This window comes from Streptomyces bungoensis (assembly GCF_001514215.1).
Lineage (GTDB): Bacteria > Actinomycetota > Actinomycetes > Streptomycetales > Streptomycetaceae > Streptomyces > Streptomyces bungoensis.
On sequence record NZ_KQ948867.1, the window covers coordinates 42,844 to 56,835 of the forward strand.

Below are 13,992 nucleotides of genomic sequence, written 5' to 3' on the forward strand. Positions count from 1 at the left end.
TCGGCTCCGCCGGCCGTGCCGGTGCCGGCTGCGACCAGGACGCGTTGGCCGCCGACCAGGGACTGGGCTGCGATCGCGGGACCTGATGGGACCTCTGCTCCGCATCGGCGGGCGCGTGTTCGAGGTGCCGTGCGTAGGCTCCGTTGGGCAGCAGGCTGATCGGCACACGATCACCGGTGAGCGACATCTGGTAGCGCGCACAGCCGTGCCACTGATCCGCGCTGTCGCAGTAGTAGTCGCGCCACCCTTGCAAGCTCGCTCTCAGCAAGGGGAAAAGGGGGCATCCTGCGGCGTGCGAGCAACCCACGTTGCTCCCTTCTGACCGGCGCACACCACCCGTTCCGTGAGGGCGGTCGCCGTTCTCGGTCTCCTGCCCTCGCCGCGCCCAGGTCGACGATGTCAAAAGGAGCGGTGATGGCCTGTCACGGTGCGGAGGAATGCCTCCCTTTCTCGACCGGGCGTGATGCAACCACTGTTTCGGTGTCCCGGGCAACCTCAGGGGTATTCCGCTCCCCACCGCTTGGCGGCATCAAGTGACGTATCCCACGAGGAACTTAGGGCATGAAGCCGTCGTCTCCGGGCGTTCCGCTTCCGAATCGGCAGCTATTCATGGAGACGGTGTACGTCCTGGCCGGATTGTGGTGGAGTTGTGAATTTGACTGTGACGAAACTGTTGATATTACTGGTGGTTAATGCCGCAGCCGATGAAGAGGAATTATGTGCCGACGTGCTGTTTGCCAGTCATGCCGGAAGGCGACCTACGAGGGCTGCGGGATGCACGTGGAGCAGGTACTCGCCGGCGTGCCACGGCACGAGCGGTGCCTGTGTGACACGGCGGGGCGTGAGCGCGTGCGCCGAGGGGGCAGGTCGAACGCCGGCTGGTGGGAGCGACTCGTCGCGTGGATGAAGAGCCCGGCATGAGGGTCATGGCGCCCGGCCTCCGGGGGAGGCACGGGGGCGCCGCCTGTCACCCGTGCGGCTGCGCGGCCGCGTTCCCGAACGCTTCCGTGTCGCCGCCTTCGGCCTGCCGGGACGAGGGGGGCTCGGCGAAACCGTAGGGCGGCAGCGGGCCGCTGACGCGCAGCTCGAGGTGGGGGTGCTCCTGGCGGAACGCCTCGACCGCGGTCAGGAACCGCTCTGCTGAAGGGCGGTCCACCAGGAAGGAGAGGTTGGCCGGCCAGCCGCTGCTCGGCGGACCGGCGCTGACGTCCTTGGCCATCGGTGCGAGCGCCTGGTGGAGCAGCTCCGCGTCGGTCGCCTCGCGTTCCTGGACGGCCGCGGCGACCATCTCCCCGAGCCGGATCTTCTCCTCCTGGGTGCCACCGCCGGCCTCGCGGTTCGCGTGCGCCAGGGACCGGATGTCGTCGTGGGCCGCCATGACGAGATGGAGCACGGCCTCCTCGTCGTGGTTGGCCTTGATGTTGTACTCCGCCGTGCCGTCCAGTGCGTGCAGCCGCTCGGCGAATCGGTCCGCGCGCTCGGCGAGCACCGCGGTCACCGTGCCGTCGTCCGGGGAGGTGCTGCCGAACCGCATGGGCAGGACCACGCCGGCCGCCCCGGCTTCGTCCAGTACCCGCTGGTGGGCCAGCAGGTCACGGCGTTTGGGGCGCAGCTCCTGGGGGGGGGGCGTCGCCGACGATCGCGGCCAGCTCGCCCTGACGCAGTACGCGCACCGGCCGCGGGGGGTCCCCGACGCCTTCCAGGTCCTGGGGGAGGGAAGACCGGGAGGCGCGGACGATCCCGTAGACGTAGGTGCCCATCTGCTATTCCCCTCTCCTGGCCCGCTCGCCCTGACGCGCCTGCCCCTCGTCGCGTGCCTGCTTGAAGGCCTCGGAAACGGTCTCCGCGGCTCCGGACAGGGCTCCCTTGGTCTTGCCGTGCGCGCCGGACTCCGTCATCTTTCCCGTGAGTTCCGTGAGCCCGGCCGGCTTGCGGGGGCCCGCTTCGAGGTCGAGGCGGTTGCACGCCTCGGCGAAGCGGAGGTAGGTGTCGACGCTCGCGACCACGACCCGTACGTCGATCTTGAGTATCTCGATACCGACGAGGGAGACGCGCACGAACGCGTCGATCACCAGCCCGCGGTCCAGGACGAGTTCCAGCACGTCGTACAGGCCGCTGGAACCGCCGCCTCCGCCACCCCCCTGTGTCACCATGGTCATCCCGACCAGCTCCTTGCCGTCTGCTCCGCAGGGTCCCGTCGGCGGAGACCGCCCAGCGGCAGCGCGTCGACCTCGCGGTCCTCGCCGCGAGCAGGCTTCGGCCTGCGAGTAGCCGCCACACCCATGACCAAACAGGGGTGCGAGAGGGGAAGTGGACCGGCCTCACGATGCCGATCCGCCGGAGTACCGAGGGGGCGGGGGCTCTGACCGGTCAGTCGGTGAGTGCCTGGTGGAGTGTCTCGTGGCAGTCGATGACGGCGTCGATGCCGACGAGGCGCAGGACCCGTTGCACGGATTGGCCGGGCCGGGCGAGGCGGAGCCAGCCGCCGGCCTCGGTGAGGGTGCGGTGGGCGGTGATGAGCACGTTGATGCCGCTGGAGTCCATGAACGTCACCTGTCCCAGGTCCACCACGACCCGGGGCCGGGGCGCGCCGGAGACGTCGAGGGCCTGCGCGAGGGTGTCACCGGTCTGGTGGTCGATCTCCCCGGCGGCGGTCAGTACGTGAACACCGTCGGTGACGGACGCCACGACCGACAGCTCGCCCGCCGGTGTCGCCTGTTCGGTTTCCGCCACTTCGCCTTCAGCCATGCCGGTGATCCTGGCACAGCCCTTCCCTCGCGGGAACCGCTGCCCTGGACGCACGGGGCGATGCGTGGGTGAGACGAAGACAACACGGGGGCGGGAAGCGTCACCTTCCCCGGAGCGGGTATACGGCGCGATGTGAATGGGGTAATGAGGGCGGCCGCGATGGAATCAGTCCCTGTGGGCGAGGACGGCACCACGCCGAGCGAACAGACCGTCCAGGCCACGGTGGCCCTGGACGGGACCGACTCGGTGATCGCCGAGGCCCGTCACATGGCCGCCGATTTCCTCACCCGTGTCCAGGCCGACCACGGCCTGCCGGTCTCCGAGCGCGCCATGGACCTGACCCGGCTGGTGGTGAGCGAGCTGGTCACCAACGCCCGTAAGTACGCTCCGGGACCGGTGCTGCTGGACCTGCGGATCGCCGGTGACACGGTCGAGGTCGTGGTGTGGGACTCCGACCCGGTGCTGCCCATCGCCCGGGCCGCGGATGCCGGCCGGGTGGGCCAGCACGGCCTGGAGATCGTCATGGCCGTCGCCCAGGGCTTCGAAGCGCAGCGGGAACCGGTCGGCAAACGCATCACCGCCCGCATCGCCCTGCTGGACGACCCGGGCGGTGCGGTCGCCGGACGACGCCCCCTGTAGCGGCGAGGCGTACGAACGAACCCCGGGCCGCCGACGAAACTTGCTCTCCCTTCCCCCGCACATCGCGCGCACCGACGCTTATCAGGGCTCAACCAGGGAAGCCGACGTGCGGGCGTTGGGCCCACAGCGCCCCCGTTCCGGTGTGGAAGTGGTGGAGCGTCGTGTCCGACGTGCCCTCGATCGTGAGGACCCTCGCAGGCAGCTGCCTGGTAGGCCGAGTCATCGGCGAGATGGACTACCTGACCAGACCGGCCTGTCTGACGCTCTTCGGTGACCTCATCGCCACGCGGCATCCCTGTGTCGTCCTGGACCTCTCGGGGGTCACGTTCTGCGACTCCGCCGGCCTGAACGCTCTCCTGGCGGCCCACCGGATCGCGACGAGCAACCGCGCGTCCCTCGTCCTGGCCTGCGTGCCACCACAGCTGAGGCGGGTCCTCGAGCTGACCGGCGCGGACCAGGTGCTCACCGTCCACGACACCGTCGCGGAGGCCGTGGCGGCCCTGGGAGGCGAACCGCTGCCGGACCCGTCCTGACGTCCGGGGCGGCGCCGTCCCGAACCCTGCCGCGCCGCCGGCTAACCCATGCTCTTGGCGCCGTCCAGGGACTCGCGGATGATGTCGGCGTGGCCGGCGTGCTGGGCCGTCTCGGCGATGACGTGCATCAGCACCCGGCGGGCCGACCACCGTGCGCCCGGCTCGGACCACGGGGCCTTCGGCAGTGGCTGTGCGGCGTCCAGGTCGGGCAGGGTGACGACCAGCTCGTCGGTGCGGCGGGCTACCTCGGCGTAGTCGGCGAGCACGCCGGTCAGCGTCTCGCCGGGCAGCATCCGGAACTGGTCGGCCCGACGGGCCCAGTCGGCATCGGTCATGGCGGTGAAGTCGGGCATCGCCGACGGGCCGTCCAGGACGAACCGCGCCCAGCTTCGCTCGACCGCGGTGACGTGTTTGATCAGACCGCCCAGACACAGCTGGCTGGCGGTGGTCCGGCGCCCCGCCTCCTCGTCGGTGAGGTCGCGGGTGGTGAAGCGCAGGAAGTGCCGTTGCTTGGCCAGTGCCTCCAGCAAGTCGCCGCGCTCGCCGGTGACGGCCGGCTCATGGGCCGGTTCGGGGGTGGCCGCTTCGTTGACAGTCACGCTCTCGCTCATGGTCGCTGCCTTCCGTGGTTCGTGTTCCGCCGGGCAAGGAAGACGCTAGGGGCCATGGAGGTCAGATCCTGACCTAAACGGCCGGAGGGACCGTGGTCCACGTGGGCCGAGATCGCCACCCGTGAACTCGGGCGCGTGGGTCCTGCCCGGCGATCTGCCGCTCCGACGGGGGTCGCGAAATTCGATGCCAGGCCGCCGGGGAGAAAGAGGCCCCGCATCGGTGGCCTCGTCCTCGCGGAGTGGGTTCCCTGCTCGCCGCCCGGGTACCCAGCGGGCGGAACGTCGGGTTGGGACCGCAGCTCGGCGGACTCGCGCTCGCGGAGATGCTGCACGCATCCCCGCGAGTGCGTCATGTGCGTCGTTCCCGGGTGACGAGTGGTGGGGGTCTGCCGACCCGGCGAGGCCGATCCCGCGAGCGCGAGCGTCCGCGCTGCGGACAGCGGGTGGCGGTGTCGGCCCCCGGCGGCGGCCGGGCGCGTCCCTCAGTCCGCCTGCCCCGCCGTGCCCCCGAGCCGTCCGGTCTCGGCGAGCGCCAGCATCCGGGTGGCGGTCAGCGGGTTCTCGGGGTCGGCCGCGGCGGCGAGCAGCCGGGCGGCCGTTCCGGCAGGCTCCTCGGGCGGCACGATCAGGAGCACCCAGCGCCCCACGCTGCCGCAGTCCAGGGTGATGACGTGCGCCTCGCTCCCGGGGCCGGCCGGCTCCACGGCGATCACCCTGCCGGGCGCCATGACCGTGCGGGGGGCGTCGGGCCATTCGGAGGGCTCCACGGTGACCCGTACCGTGGTGTCCGGGTCCGGCTCCAACGAGCCCACGAGACAGGGAAGTTCGAGTTCCAGCGCGTCGCAGCGCGGCCACCAGGCCCCGTCCAGAGGGCCATGGCTGACGTCCGTGGTGAGGGTCAGGCGGGGCGGGGGCATGCGGTACGAGTGCGCGGAGGCCGAGGTCGGGTCTTCGGCGGGTGTGTTGCTGGGTTCCATCGTGCGGTCCCGTTCCGGGAGTCGTCGGACGACCGCCCGTTTCGTCACTCGCCGGGAACGGCACCGCCGACCGCGCTGCGCGAAGAGCTCTCGGTGCGATCAGGCTACTCCTGGCCGGGAGAGGTGGGCGGGTCACTCGTCCGGCCGGGCCCTCCGCGCCGGCGACCCCACGGGCGATCACCCCGTCGTCGGTCGCGGTTCGCCTTCGGTCCGGGGAGCGGGCAGGCGCACGGCGAGGAGGGCGATGTCGTCGGTGCTGCCCGGGGGCATCCGGGCGGACAGCCGGTCGCACAGGGTGTCCAGCGGCTCGTGGGCGAGGGCGAGGGCGTGGTTCCGCAGTCGGGCGAGTTCGGTGCCCAGGTCGCTCCCGGGTACCTCGACCAACCCGTCGGTGTAGAGGAGGAGCGTGGATCCCGGCGGCAGGGCGCGGGCGGCGCTCGGCCGATGACCGGCGACACGCAGGTGTGTCCCGAGGAGCAGTCCCTGCCCGGCTTCGAGGTACTGCGCGTTCCCGTCGGGGGTCAGCAGCAGGGGCGGCGGGTGCCCGGCACTGGTCCAGTGAAGCGTCCACGGGCCGGTGCCCGGGGCGGCGGGGCCCTCCAGCCGGGCGAGGACGAGGGTGGCCATCGGCACCTCGGTGATGGCCTGCATGGCGTCGTCGAGCCGGTCCACGACGGCACCCGTCGGGCCGGTGCGGTCCCAGGCGAGGGCACGAAGGATGCCCTGCAACTGCGCCATGCCGGCGGCCGCGGTCAGATCGTGGCCCAGGACGTCCCCGATGACCAGGGCGAGCGTGCCGTCCCTCAGGGTGAACGCGTCGTACCAGTCACCGCCGACCTGCGAGCCGGCCGGCGCGGGCTGGTACCGAGCGGCCAGCTGCACCGGCCCGTGCCGGGGCAGCGGGGGAAGGAGGTTGCGCTGCATGGCCTCGGCGACGGCGCGCTGGCGGCCGAACCGGCGGGCGTTGTCGATGACCGGGCCGACCCGGCGGCCGATGTCGCTCACCACGTCCACGTCGCCGCCGTCGAAGGGGCGCGCCGGGTCGGTGCGCACCAGGGTGAGGGCGCCGGTGACATGCCCCCGGGTGCCCAGGGGCACGGTGACGACGGACTCCGCGCCGGTCGCCCGGAGAAAGGCACTGTGGACGGCGGCCAGGGGGGAGTCCGGCGGTACGTCCACGCACGCCCGGTCCTGCAGGACGGGGTCGCCCCCGCTCAGCACCTGAACCAGGGGCGAGCGAGCCCCTTCCCCGGCCGGTGGAAGGTGACCGCGCCAGTCCTCCTGCCCGGAGTCACGGCCCTCGGGGCCGGTCACCGCCACCCGGTACACCTGGCGGGAGCCGACCCGCAGGTCCACCGCCGCCCAGTCGGCGAGACGGGGAACCAGGAGCCGGCTCAACCGGGCGAGGGCCTCGTCCACCTCCAGCGTCTGCCCGAGCACGTCGGTGATCTCCGCGACGAGCGTCAGCCGCTCGGTGAGGTCCTCCAGGGCACTCGCACGGGCGACCCGCTCCGCCTGGTCGCTCCGGTCCGCCTGCTCCGCGCGTTCCCCGCGTTCCCGACCGCCTCGGCGCTCCGTCGCGGCTGCGGCGACCAGTACGACCATGCCCGAGGGGAGGCCGTCCTCCGTCAGAGGCGTGGCCGACCAGGAGACCGGGACCAGCCGGCCGTCACCCCGCAGGCACCTGTCGTCGTCCCCGTACGCCGCACGTCGTTCGGCCAGTGCCCGCAGCAGCGGGCAGCGCTCGCGCGGGATCAGGTCGCCTCCCGGGTCCCGGTGGCACAGGTCGTGCAGGTCCTGGCCGTGCATCGCCGCCGCCGGGCGTCCCAGCAGCCGTTCGGCGGCGGGGTTGACGACGACGATGCGCCCTGCCGGGTCCACCACGGTCACGGCCGTACCCAGCTGCTCCACCACCCGCTGCCACAGGCCCGGGTCCGCCGCCGACACCCGACGTTCCTCCTCTCCGTCACGCCCCGCACCTTCCACCACACCGCCCACCGCCTCACGGACACTCCGCCGCCGGGACCTGGTCCCCCCGGGGTCACTGGAACTCCGGCGCCCCGATGATCCCGCGCGGGAGCCCGGCTGCCCGGTTGCCACGACCGCCCCGGGGCGAGCGGCGTCTACCGCTGCCCGCCGGGGCCGGTGGGACGCGTCCGATCGCGGGCGGTGTCGACCAGGATCTGGCGGGCCTGCCGAGGGTTGCCGGCTCGGACCGCATCGGCCATCGCGGCCCTCGCCGCGGGCGGGGGTGTGTCCGGGGGGATCACGAGCAGCGAGAAGTGGTCGCGGTCGCCACGGGTCACGAGGGCGGTGTCGTCCCCCACGACGGAGGAGTCGATGTGCACGAGGCGACCGTCGACGGTGATCCGGGTCGGCAGATCGTCCCAGGCGTCGCCGTCCAGGCCGACGCGGGTGACGGGCCCGAGCCGCTCGGACAGCGCGGCGATCAGGCTGGGCAGCTCGGTGGCGGGATCCCTGGAACGGGGCCACCACGCACCGTCGAGGATGCCCTCGCGGTCATGGGTGGTCGCGAGCCGCAGGAGCGCCGTTCCCGGGCGCAGGGACTCGTACACGCCGTCCGCCAGCAGTCCTGCCGGGGGAGGGGGGTCGGAGACGGCCATGGACATCACCTGCCTGTCGGTTCCGGCAGGCCGCCGACCGCGGAAGGCGGTGACGGAGCAGCTGCCGCACAGGGGTCACGCCCTCCTCGCGGCCCGCGCTCCCACGCTACTCCCGCACCGTCACATATCCAGGGGGAGGACGAGAAACAAGGCCCAGGCGGTCGGCCTGGACCTTCGTCATGGAGCGGGTGACGAGAATCGAACTCGCGCTCTCAGCTGGGGAAGCTACGGTCATGTGCGGCCGGTTCGGGGGCTGGCGGAGGCGCGGTGGCAGGGTCCTCGGCGCGTCGACGCAGATGGTGCAGGAGGAGACGGGGCGTGCGGTGGCGTGCGCGAGGTCCTTTGCTCGGTGGTGCAGTTCCCCAGGGGGTTGATCAACAAAGTGGCGTACTGCCAACCGCGCTCGCTCGCCTGAGACACGACCGGCGCTCTTCGTGAGGTGGGTCACCGCCCGGTGGATTCGGCGCGCCGGCTGCTTACCATGGGCGCCACTGCCGAGCGCTTTGCCCGGTTTGTCCGGCGGAAGGGACGGGCGGAATGGTGTGGCTGGTTGCCCCGGACGACGTCCGCGTGACCTCGGTGCGTGAGGCGCTGGCGCCATACGCGTGGCAGTCTCTCCGCCCCGAGGCGCTGTGCCGGCGCGCGCTGGCGGCCATGGACCGCGTGGACGTTCATCGGCCCCTTCCTGGCGCGGCCGAGCGTCTGGCCGCGCTGTCGGCTTTCCTGGACGGCCGCCCGTGGCGGTCACTCACGGTCCAGGCTCTGAGCCGGCAGCTGGTCAGTGCCGCTGAGAGATGGCGGCAGGAGCAGGCCTGGCTCGACATTCAGCTGGGCCTGCTCCTGGACGACGCCGGCTGAGCGGTCGCCGCTCGGCCCTACTGCCGGGCCATGTGCATGCGCATCTCGCTGTTCATATCGGTGATCAGCTCTCCGGACAGGTCGACCGTCACGCTGTGCAGGGTGCCGGTGAACGGGAACGGTGAGGTGTAGTCCGGGTCCACGGCGGAGCCCGGGTTGCGGCCGCACGTCAGGCCGCCGGGGTTGAACATGACCGGGGTGGTGACGGGGAGATCCGTCTCGGCCGCGAGTTGCCGGTCGATGTAGAGCTGGGCCTTGCCCGGGGTGCCCTTGCCGTGCTGGATGTCGGGCTGGCCGGTGGGCTCGAACTCGAACCGCAGCTCGTGGCGGCCCTCGGGGACGGGGTCCGCGCCGGTCAGACGGTACAGGGCGCGGCGGACGTAGTTGTGGGTGTAGTGCAGTCGGCCGTCCTTGACGAACAGCGTCCAGCCGCCGGCGTCGGTGCCCTGGCAGACCAGTACGCCCTCGGCACCTGCCGCGAGGTCGACGTCCACGGTGACACTGTGCGGGCGGTTGAGCACGCGCGGGGTGACCGCGGACGGCAGGCTCTGGGTACCGGGGCGGAAGGTGTAGCTGGTACGGGCCTCGGTGATCTGCGGGCGCTGTGTCATCATCCGCTGCACGGCGCTGCCGTCGATGGGCAGCACGTCGTACTTGCCGGCCTCGACGTACCACAGGGCGACCATCTCCACCAGCTTGTCGCGCTGCCCGGCGGCCAGGTCGCGGGTCTCGGCGAAGTCCTCGTCCACGTGGTACAGCTCCCAGTGATGGGCGTCCAGGTCGGTGAGGTCCTGCACGGTGATCGGGGTGCCGAAGGGGCGGCCGGCCTCGGCGAACGAGGGACCGGGCCACGGGCACACCGCTCGCCAGCCGTCGTGGTCGATGGCACGGTGCCCGATCATCTCGAAGTACTGCGTGTGGTGGTTGCTCGGTGCGTCGGCGTCGTCGAAGGTGTGGGCGAAGCTCACGCCGTGCAGCGGCGCCTGCGTCACCCCCCGGATGGTGGACGGTGGCTCGATGCCCAGGGCTTCGAGCACCGTGGGGACCATGTCGACGAGGTGCGCGTACTGGGTGCGGATCTCCCCGCGTGCTCTGATCCCGCTGGGCCAGTGGACCAGGAACGGGTCGCTGGCGCCGCCGCGGTAGGTCTCCCGCTTCCACCTCCTGAAGGGGGTGTTGCCGGCCCAGGTCCAGCCCCACGGGTAGTGGTTGAAGGTGGTGGGGCCGCCGAGTTCGTCGATGGAGCGCAGGCTGTCCTCCAGCGGCTCGGGGGCGTTGTTGAAGAACTGGGCTTCGTTGGCGGTGCCGGTGACGCCGCCCTCCGGGCTGGCGCCGTTGTCGGACACCACCATGATCAGGGTGTTGTCGAACTCGCCGATCTCCTTCAGGAAAGCGAGCAGCCGCCCGATGTGGTGGTCGGTGTGGCTGAGGAATCCCGCGTAGACCTCCATCATCCGTGCCGCCAGGCGCCGCGCCTCGGGGCTCAACGAGTCCCACTCGGGCACGTCCGGGTCGTGGCGGGAGAGCCGGGCGTCCGCGGGGGCGACGCCGAGTTCCTTCTGCCGGGCGAAGGCGGCCTCTCGGTAGGCGTCCCAGCCCTCGTCGAACCGGCCCCGGTAGCGGTCCGCCCACTCCTTGGGCACGTGGTGCGGGGCGTGGGTCGCGCCGGTGCTCAAGTTCAGGAAGAACGGCTTGTCCGGGGCGACCTGCTTGGCGTCGGCAACGAACGCCATCGCCTTGTCCACCAGGTCGGGGGTCAGGTGGTAGCCCTGTTCCGCGGTGGCCGGCGGCTCGATCTGGTGGTTGTCGTAGACCAGTTCCGGATACCACTGGCTGGTGTCGCCGCCCAGGAAGCCGTAGAACCGCTCGAAGCCGCGCCCCAGCGGCCAGCGGTCGTACGGGCCGGCCGCCGATTCCTGCTCGGAGGGCATCAGATGCCACTTGCCGACCATGTAGGTGTTGTAGCCGTGCTGGAGCAGCATTTCGGAGACGAAGCCGTTTTCGAACGGTATCTGCCCGTTGTAGCCCGGGAAACCCGTGGACATCTCGGTCACACCGGCCATCCCGTTCGCATGGTGATTCCGGCCGGTGATGATGCAGGAGCGCGATGGTGAGCACAGGGCCGTTGTGTGCATGTTGTTGTACAGCAGGCCGCCTTGGGCCAGGGAGTCCAGGTTGGGGGTGGCGATCGGACCGCCGTAGCACCCCAGCTGTCCGTACCCGGTGTCGTCCAGCACGATGAACATCACGTTCGGTGCGCCCGGCGTCGCCCGCAGCGGCTGCGGCCACGCAGGCCGCGACTCCTCCGCGGTCCGTCCGATCACCCCCGGAAACGCCGCCCCCGGCCGGTACTCCCTCCACGACGGCTGCGACATGAGGCCCTCCGTCCCGTCGGCCTGCGCCCAGCGTCATGGGTCGGCACTCTTCTTCGGGTTCTTCGAGGCATGGATGAAACGCGCCGCCCAACACGGCAGTCGGCCGGACCGGCCTCGGCGGCCCCCACGTCCGGCTGCGGTACGGCGGCACACCACCCACACTAAGAACACAAGGCCACCGCTGCCACTGCGGAGGAGGCATGAAGGGCACCGGCACACCGCGACCCAACACCGGCAGCACCGCCCGCGACCACCTGGCAAACGAACGTACGTACCTGGCCTGGCTGCGCACCGGTATCAGCGTCTCGTCACTCGGCATAGCGATCGCCAAATTCGCCCCTGCCCGCGGCGAGCGGGCCGTCGCCGCGGGAGTGATCCTTCTCTTCGCCGGTCTCCTGGTGGCCGCCTACGGCACCTGGCGCTATCGGGATGTCGCCCGACAACTCGATGCCGGACTCTTCGCCCCTGCCGGCTTCACGGCCATCGTCACTGCCGGCGCCGTCACCTTCCTCGCTCTGATCGCTCTCCTCGTCCTGGTCTGACCACCAGGCCTGCCGGGGAATGGAAGTTCCAACCTGCCCGATCACAAGGGGACTTCGCGGACCATGAAATACCGACTACGACCCGAGGACCTCGATTTCCTGGGAAGCGCCCCGTTCCGGCAGACCTGCACCGGCGAACTGCAAGCACCGGCCGCTGCCGTCTTCGACCAGATCGCCGCCCGTCCCGAAAACTGGCCCCGCTGGTTCGCACCTGCCGACGACGTCCACTACGAGGGACCGCCGCCCCACGGCGTCGGCAGCATGCGCTCCTTCCGCCTGTACCGCCTCGTCCGAGCACGCGAGCAGATCATCGCCTGGGCCCCGGACGAGCGCTTCGCCTACCAGGTCCACGAAGCCAACGTGCCAGGGGTATCCGCACTGATGGAACAGTGGACGCTGACGCCGCTCACCGACACCAGAACCGGGGTCGGCTGGACACTCGCCGTCGACTGCGGACCGTTCGTCCGCCTGCTTCTCCGGGCGGGACGGCGCCACATCGACAAGCTGTTCCATGACTCGGCGCACCGCCTCGAAACCCTGTGCCTCGCCGGTGCCGGTGGCCGAGGGAGGCGGCCGGCATGACCGAGCACGGGCCCGGCGAGCTCAATGAGCCGAACCTTCGCCTCGTGCGCGAGGACGAACCCGGCCTTCGTCACACCGGACACACCCTGTCGACCCGCTCGGGTGCCACCCTCCGCGACACGATGGTGCGCGCCGGCCGGTCCTCGGAGAAGGCAGCGCCGATCTATCAGCACTCCGGCGAGGAGCGGCAGCGGGAGGTCGCCGCCGGACTCGACGACCTCGTACGCGCCGAGCGTGCGAAGCGCCACACCGACCGGCGTGTGCTGCACCCGGTCTGGACAACAAAGAACCCCCGGGCCTCTGACCTGGGGGTTTCGCATGGAGCGGGTGACGAGAATCGAACTCGCGCTCTCAGCTTGGGAAGCTGATGTTCTACCATTAAACTACACCCGCGTAAGACGGACGGTCGACCCGTGCGGAGTCGATGTCCGAACGCTCGCTCACTGTACCTCATCGCGGACCCCCGGTGCTCGGACCGTCGGGTCCGTGTGCGTTTTTGGGCATGGGATCCGGCTGCGGGGGAACCGAGTTGAGGGCTACGGTGGAGGAGTGGGAGAGGGGCCGGGTGGGGCCGGAGTGCCGCCTGGAGAGTCGTCTCTTTGATCCCGTAATGTGGCTTTCGTCGTCAGGCCGGTGAGCCCGACGCGGCTCTTGGGGAAGGGACTTGAGGGATTTGATGGAACGCACCGTCGTTCGCTGTGCGGACGGGCACGTCTTCAGCGCCGCTTCGTTCCCGATGCAGCAGGCCGAGCGGCTCGGCCCCGGCCGGCTCGTGAGGTGTCCTCGGTGTGCCAGGCTGCGCAGTGTGGTGCCGGTGGCGCTGCAGAAGCAGTAGGCGGCCGAGCAGGGAGATCATCAGGCGCGCGGGGCCGTCACGATTGTCACGGCTCCGTGCGCCTTGCGTATCCTCGGGACGTGCTTCTCTCAGACAAGGACATCCGGGCCGAGATCGACGCCGGGCGGGTGCGGATCGATCCCTACGACGAATCCATGGTGCAGCCGTCGAGCATCGACGTGCGGCTGGACCGCTTCTTCCGGGTGTTCGAGAATCACCGGTACCCGCACATCGACCCCTCCGTCGAGCAGGCCGACCTCACGCGGCTGGTCGAGCCCGAGGGGGACGAGCCGTTCATCCTGCACCCCGGGGAGTTCGTGCTCGCCTCGACGTACGAGGTGATCACGCTTCCCGACGACCTCGCCTCCCGGCTCGAGGGCAAGAGCTCGCTCGGGCGGCTCGGGCTGGTCACGCACTCCACCGCCGGGTTCATCGACCCCGGGTTCAGCGGCCACGTCACGCTCGAGCTGTCCAACCTGGCCACCCTGCCCATCAAGCTGTGGCCCGGCATGAAGATCGGCCAGCTGTGCATGTTCCGGCTGACCTCGCCCGCCGAGTTCCCCTACGGCAGCGAGCGCTACGGTTCCCGGTACCAGGGCCAGCGCGGGCCGACCGCCTCGCGGTCCTACCTGAACTTCCATCGGACCCAGGTGTGAGGGCGACGACGA

The 13,992-nt window shown here is 71.0% G+C and carries 13 protein-coding genes, 1 tRNA gene and 2 pseudogenes; 7 read left to right on the forward strand and 9 right to left on the reverse strand.

Going from position 1 to position 13,992, the window contains the following annotated elements:
* Positions 1 to 967: 967 nt before the first annotated feature.
* From AQJ66_RS27410 to AQJ66_RS27420, 3 genes and pseudogenes are all read right to left on the reverse strand, one after another.
* Positions 968 to 1,760 (reverse strand): annotated as a pseudogene (locus AQJ66_RS27410) (GvpL/GvpF family gas vesicle protein).
* A gap of 3 nt (positions 1,761 to 1,763) precedes the next feature.
* Complete coding sequence (locus AQJ66_RS27415; RefSeq protein ID WP_061927403.1) at positions 1,764 to 2,159, reverse strand: gas vesicle structural protein GvpA; 396 nt, start codon at positions 2,157 to 2,159, stop codon at positions 1,764 to 1,766.
* 211 nt (positions 2,160 to 2,370) lie between these two features.
* On the reverse strand, positions 2,371 to 2,748 hold the full coding sequence (locus tag AQJ66_RS27420; RefSeq protein WP_079060465.1) for an STAS domain-containing protein: 378 nt from the start codon (positions 2,746 to 2,748) through the stop codon (positions 2,371 to 2,373).
* A 159-nt stretch (positions 2,749 to 2,907) separates the two neighbouring features.
* On the opposite strand from AQJ66_RS27420, the gene AQJ66_RS27425 reads away from it, so the two are divergent.
* The gene (locus AQJ66_RS27425; protein ID WP_061927405.1) at positions 2,908 to 3,387 is read left to right on the forward strand and encodes an ATP-binding protein; all 480 of its coding nucleotides are present in this window, start codon (positions 2,908 to 2,910) and stop codon (positions 3,385 to 3,387) included.
* A 161-nt stretch (positions 3,388 to 3,548) separates the two neighbouring features.
* The gene (locus AQJ66_RS27430) at positions 3,549 to 3,920 is read left to right on the forward strand and encodes an STAS domain-containing protein (protein ID WP_061927407.1); all 372 of its coding nucleotides are present in this window, start codon (positions 3,549 to 3,551) and stop codon (positions 3,918 to 3,920) included.
* Positions 3,921 to 3,961: 41 nt separating this feature from the next.
* Here the strand turns inward: AQJ66_RS27430 and AQJ66_RS27435 are convergent, their stop codons facing one another.
* The 4 genes from AQJ66_RS27435 to AQJ66_RS27450 form a co-directional block, all read right to left on the reverse strand.
* Positions 3,962 to 4,531 (reverse strand): DinB family protein, encoded by a 570-nt coding sequence (locus tag AQJ66_RS27435; protein WP_079060466.1) that lies wholly within the window; start codon positions 4,529 to 4,531, stop codon positions 3,962 to 3,964.
* 482 nt (positions 4,532 to 5,013) lie between these two features.
* Positions 5,014 to 5,508, reverse strand: a complete 495-nt coding sequence (locus tag AQJ66_RS27440) for a DUF5994 family protein (protein WP_244162957.1) — start codon at positions 5,506 to 5,508, stop codon at positions 5,014 to 5,016.
* 177 nt (positions 5,509 to 5,685) lie between these two features.
* On the reverse strand, positions 5,686 to 7,455 hold the full coding sequence (locus AQJ66_RS27445) for a SpoIIE family protein phosphatase (RefSeq protein WP_167359189.1): 1,770 nt from the start codon (positions 7,453 to 7,455) through the stop codon (positions 5,686 to 5,688).
* 176 nt (positions 7,456 to 7,631) lie between these two features.
* Positions 7,632 to 8,132: a DUF5994 family protein gene (locus tag AQJ66_RS27450; protein WP_061927411.1), complete on the reverse strand. Its 501-nt coding sequence runs from the start codon at positions 8,130 to 8,132 to the stop codon at positions 7,632 to 7,634.
* 537 nt (positions 8,133 to 8,669) lie between these two features.
* On the opposite strand from AQJ66_RS27450, the gene AQJ66_RS27455 reads away from it, so the two are divergent.
* On the forward strand, positions 8,670 to 8,990 hold the full coding sequence (locus tag AQJ66_RS27455; protein ID WP_061927412.1) for a hypothetical protein: 321 nt from the start codon (positions 8,670 to 8,672) through the stop codon (positions 8,988 to 8,990).
* A 17-nt stretch (positions 8,991 to 9,007) separates the two neighbouring features.
* On the opposite strand, the gene AQJ66_RS27460 is transcribed toward AQJ66_RS27455, so the two are convergent.
* The gene (locus AQJ66_RS27460) at positions 9,008 to 11,365 is read right to left on the reverse strand and encodes an arylsulfatase (protein WP_061927414.1); all 2,358 of its coding nucleotides are present in this window, start codon (positions 11,363 to 11,365) and stop codon (positions 9,008 to 9,010) included.
* Between the two features lie 200 nt (positions 11,366 to 11,565).
* Between AQJ66_RS27460 and AQJ66_RS27465 the strand changes: the two genes are divergently transcribed.
* The 3 genes and pseudogenes from AQJ66_RS27465 to AQJ66_RS40360 all read left to right on the forward strand — a co-directional run.
* Positions 11,566 to 11,907, forward strand: a complete 342-nt coding sequence (locus AQJ66_RS27465; RefSeq protein WP_061927416.1) for a YidH family protein — start codon at positions 11,566 to 11,568, stop codon at positions 11,905 to 11,907.
* Positions 11,908 to 11,970: 63 nt separating this feature from the next.
* Positions 11,971 to 12,489 carry an SRPBCC family protein gene (locus AQJ66_RS27470; RefSeq protein WP_061927418.1) on the forward strand — a complete coding sequence of 173 codons (519 nt, stop codon included), beginning with the start codon at positions 11,971 to 11,973 and terminating at the stop codon, positions 12,487 to 12,489.
* Between the two features lie 65 nt (positions 12,490 to 12,554).
* Positions 12,555 to 12,734, forward strand: a pseudogene (locus tag AQJ66_RS40360) (tyrosine-type recombinase/integrase); the annotation flags it as partial.
* A gap of 74 nt (positions 12,735 to 12,808) precedes the next feature.
* On the opposite strand, the gene AQJ66_RS27480 reads toward AQJ66_RS40360, so the two are convergent.
* Positions 12,809 to 12,882: transfer RNA gene (locus AQJ66_RS27480), tRNA-Gly, on the reverse strand.
* Between the two features lie 522 nt (positions 12,883 to 13,404).
* On the opposite strand from AQJ66_RS27480, the gene dcd reads away from it, so the two are divergent.
* A complete protein-coding gene (dcd, locus tag AQJ66_RS27485; protein ID WP_061927420.1) occupies positions 13,405 to 13,980 on the forward strand; it encodes a dCTP deaminase in 576 nt (191 codons plus the stop codon).
* Positions 13,981 to 13,992 lie beyond the last annotated feature (12 nt).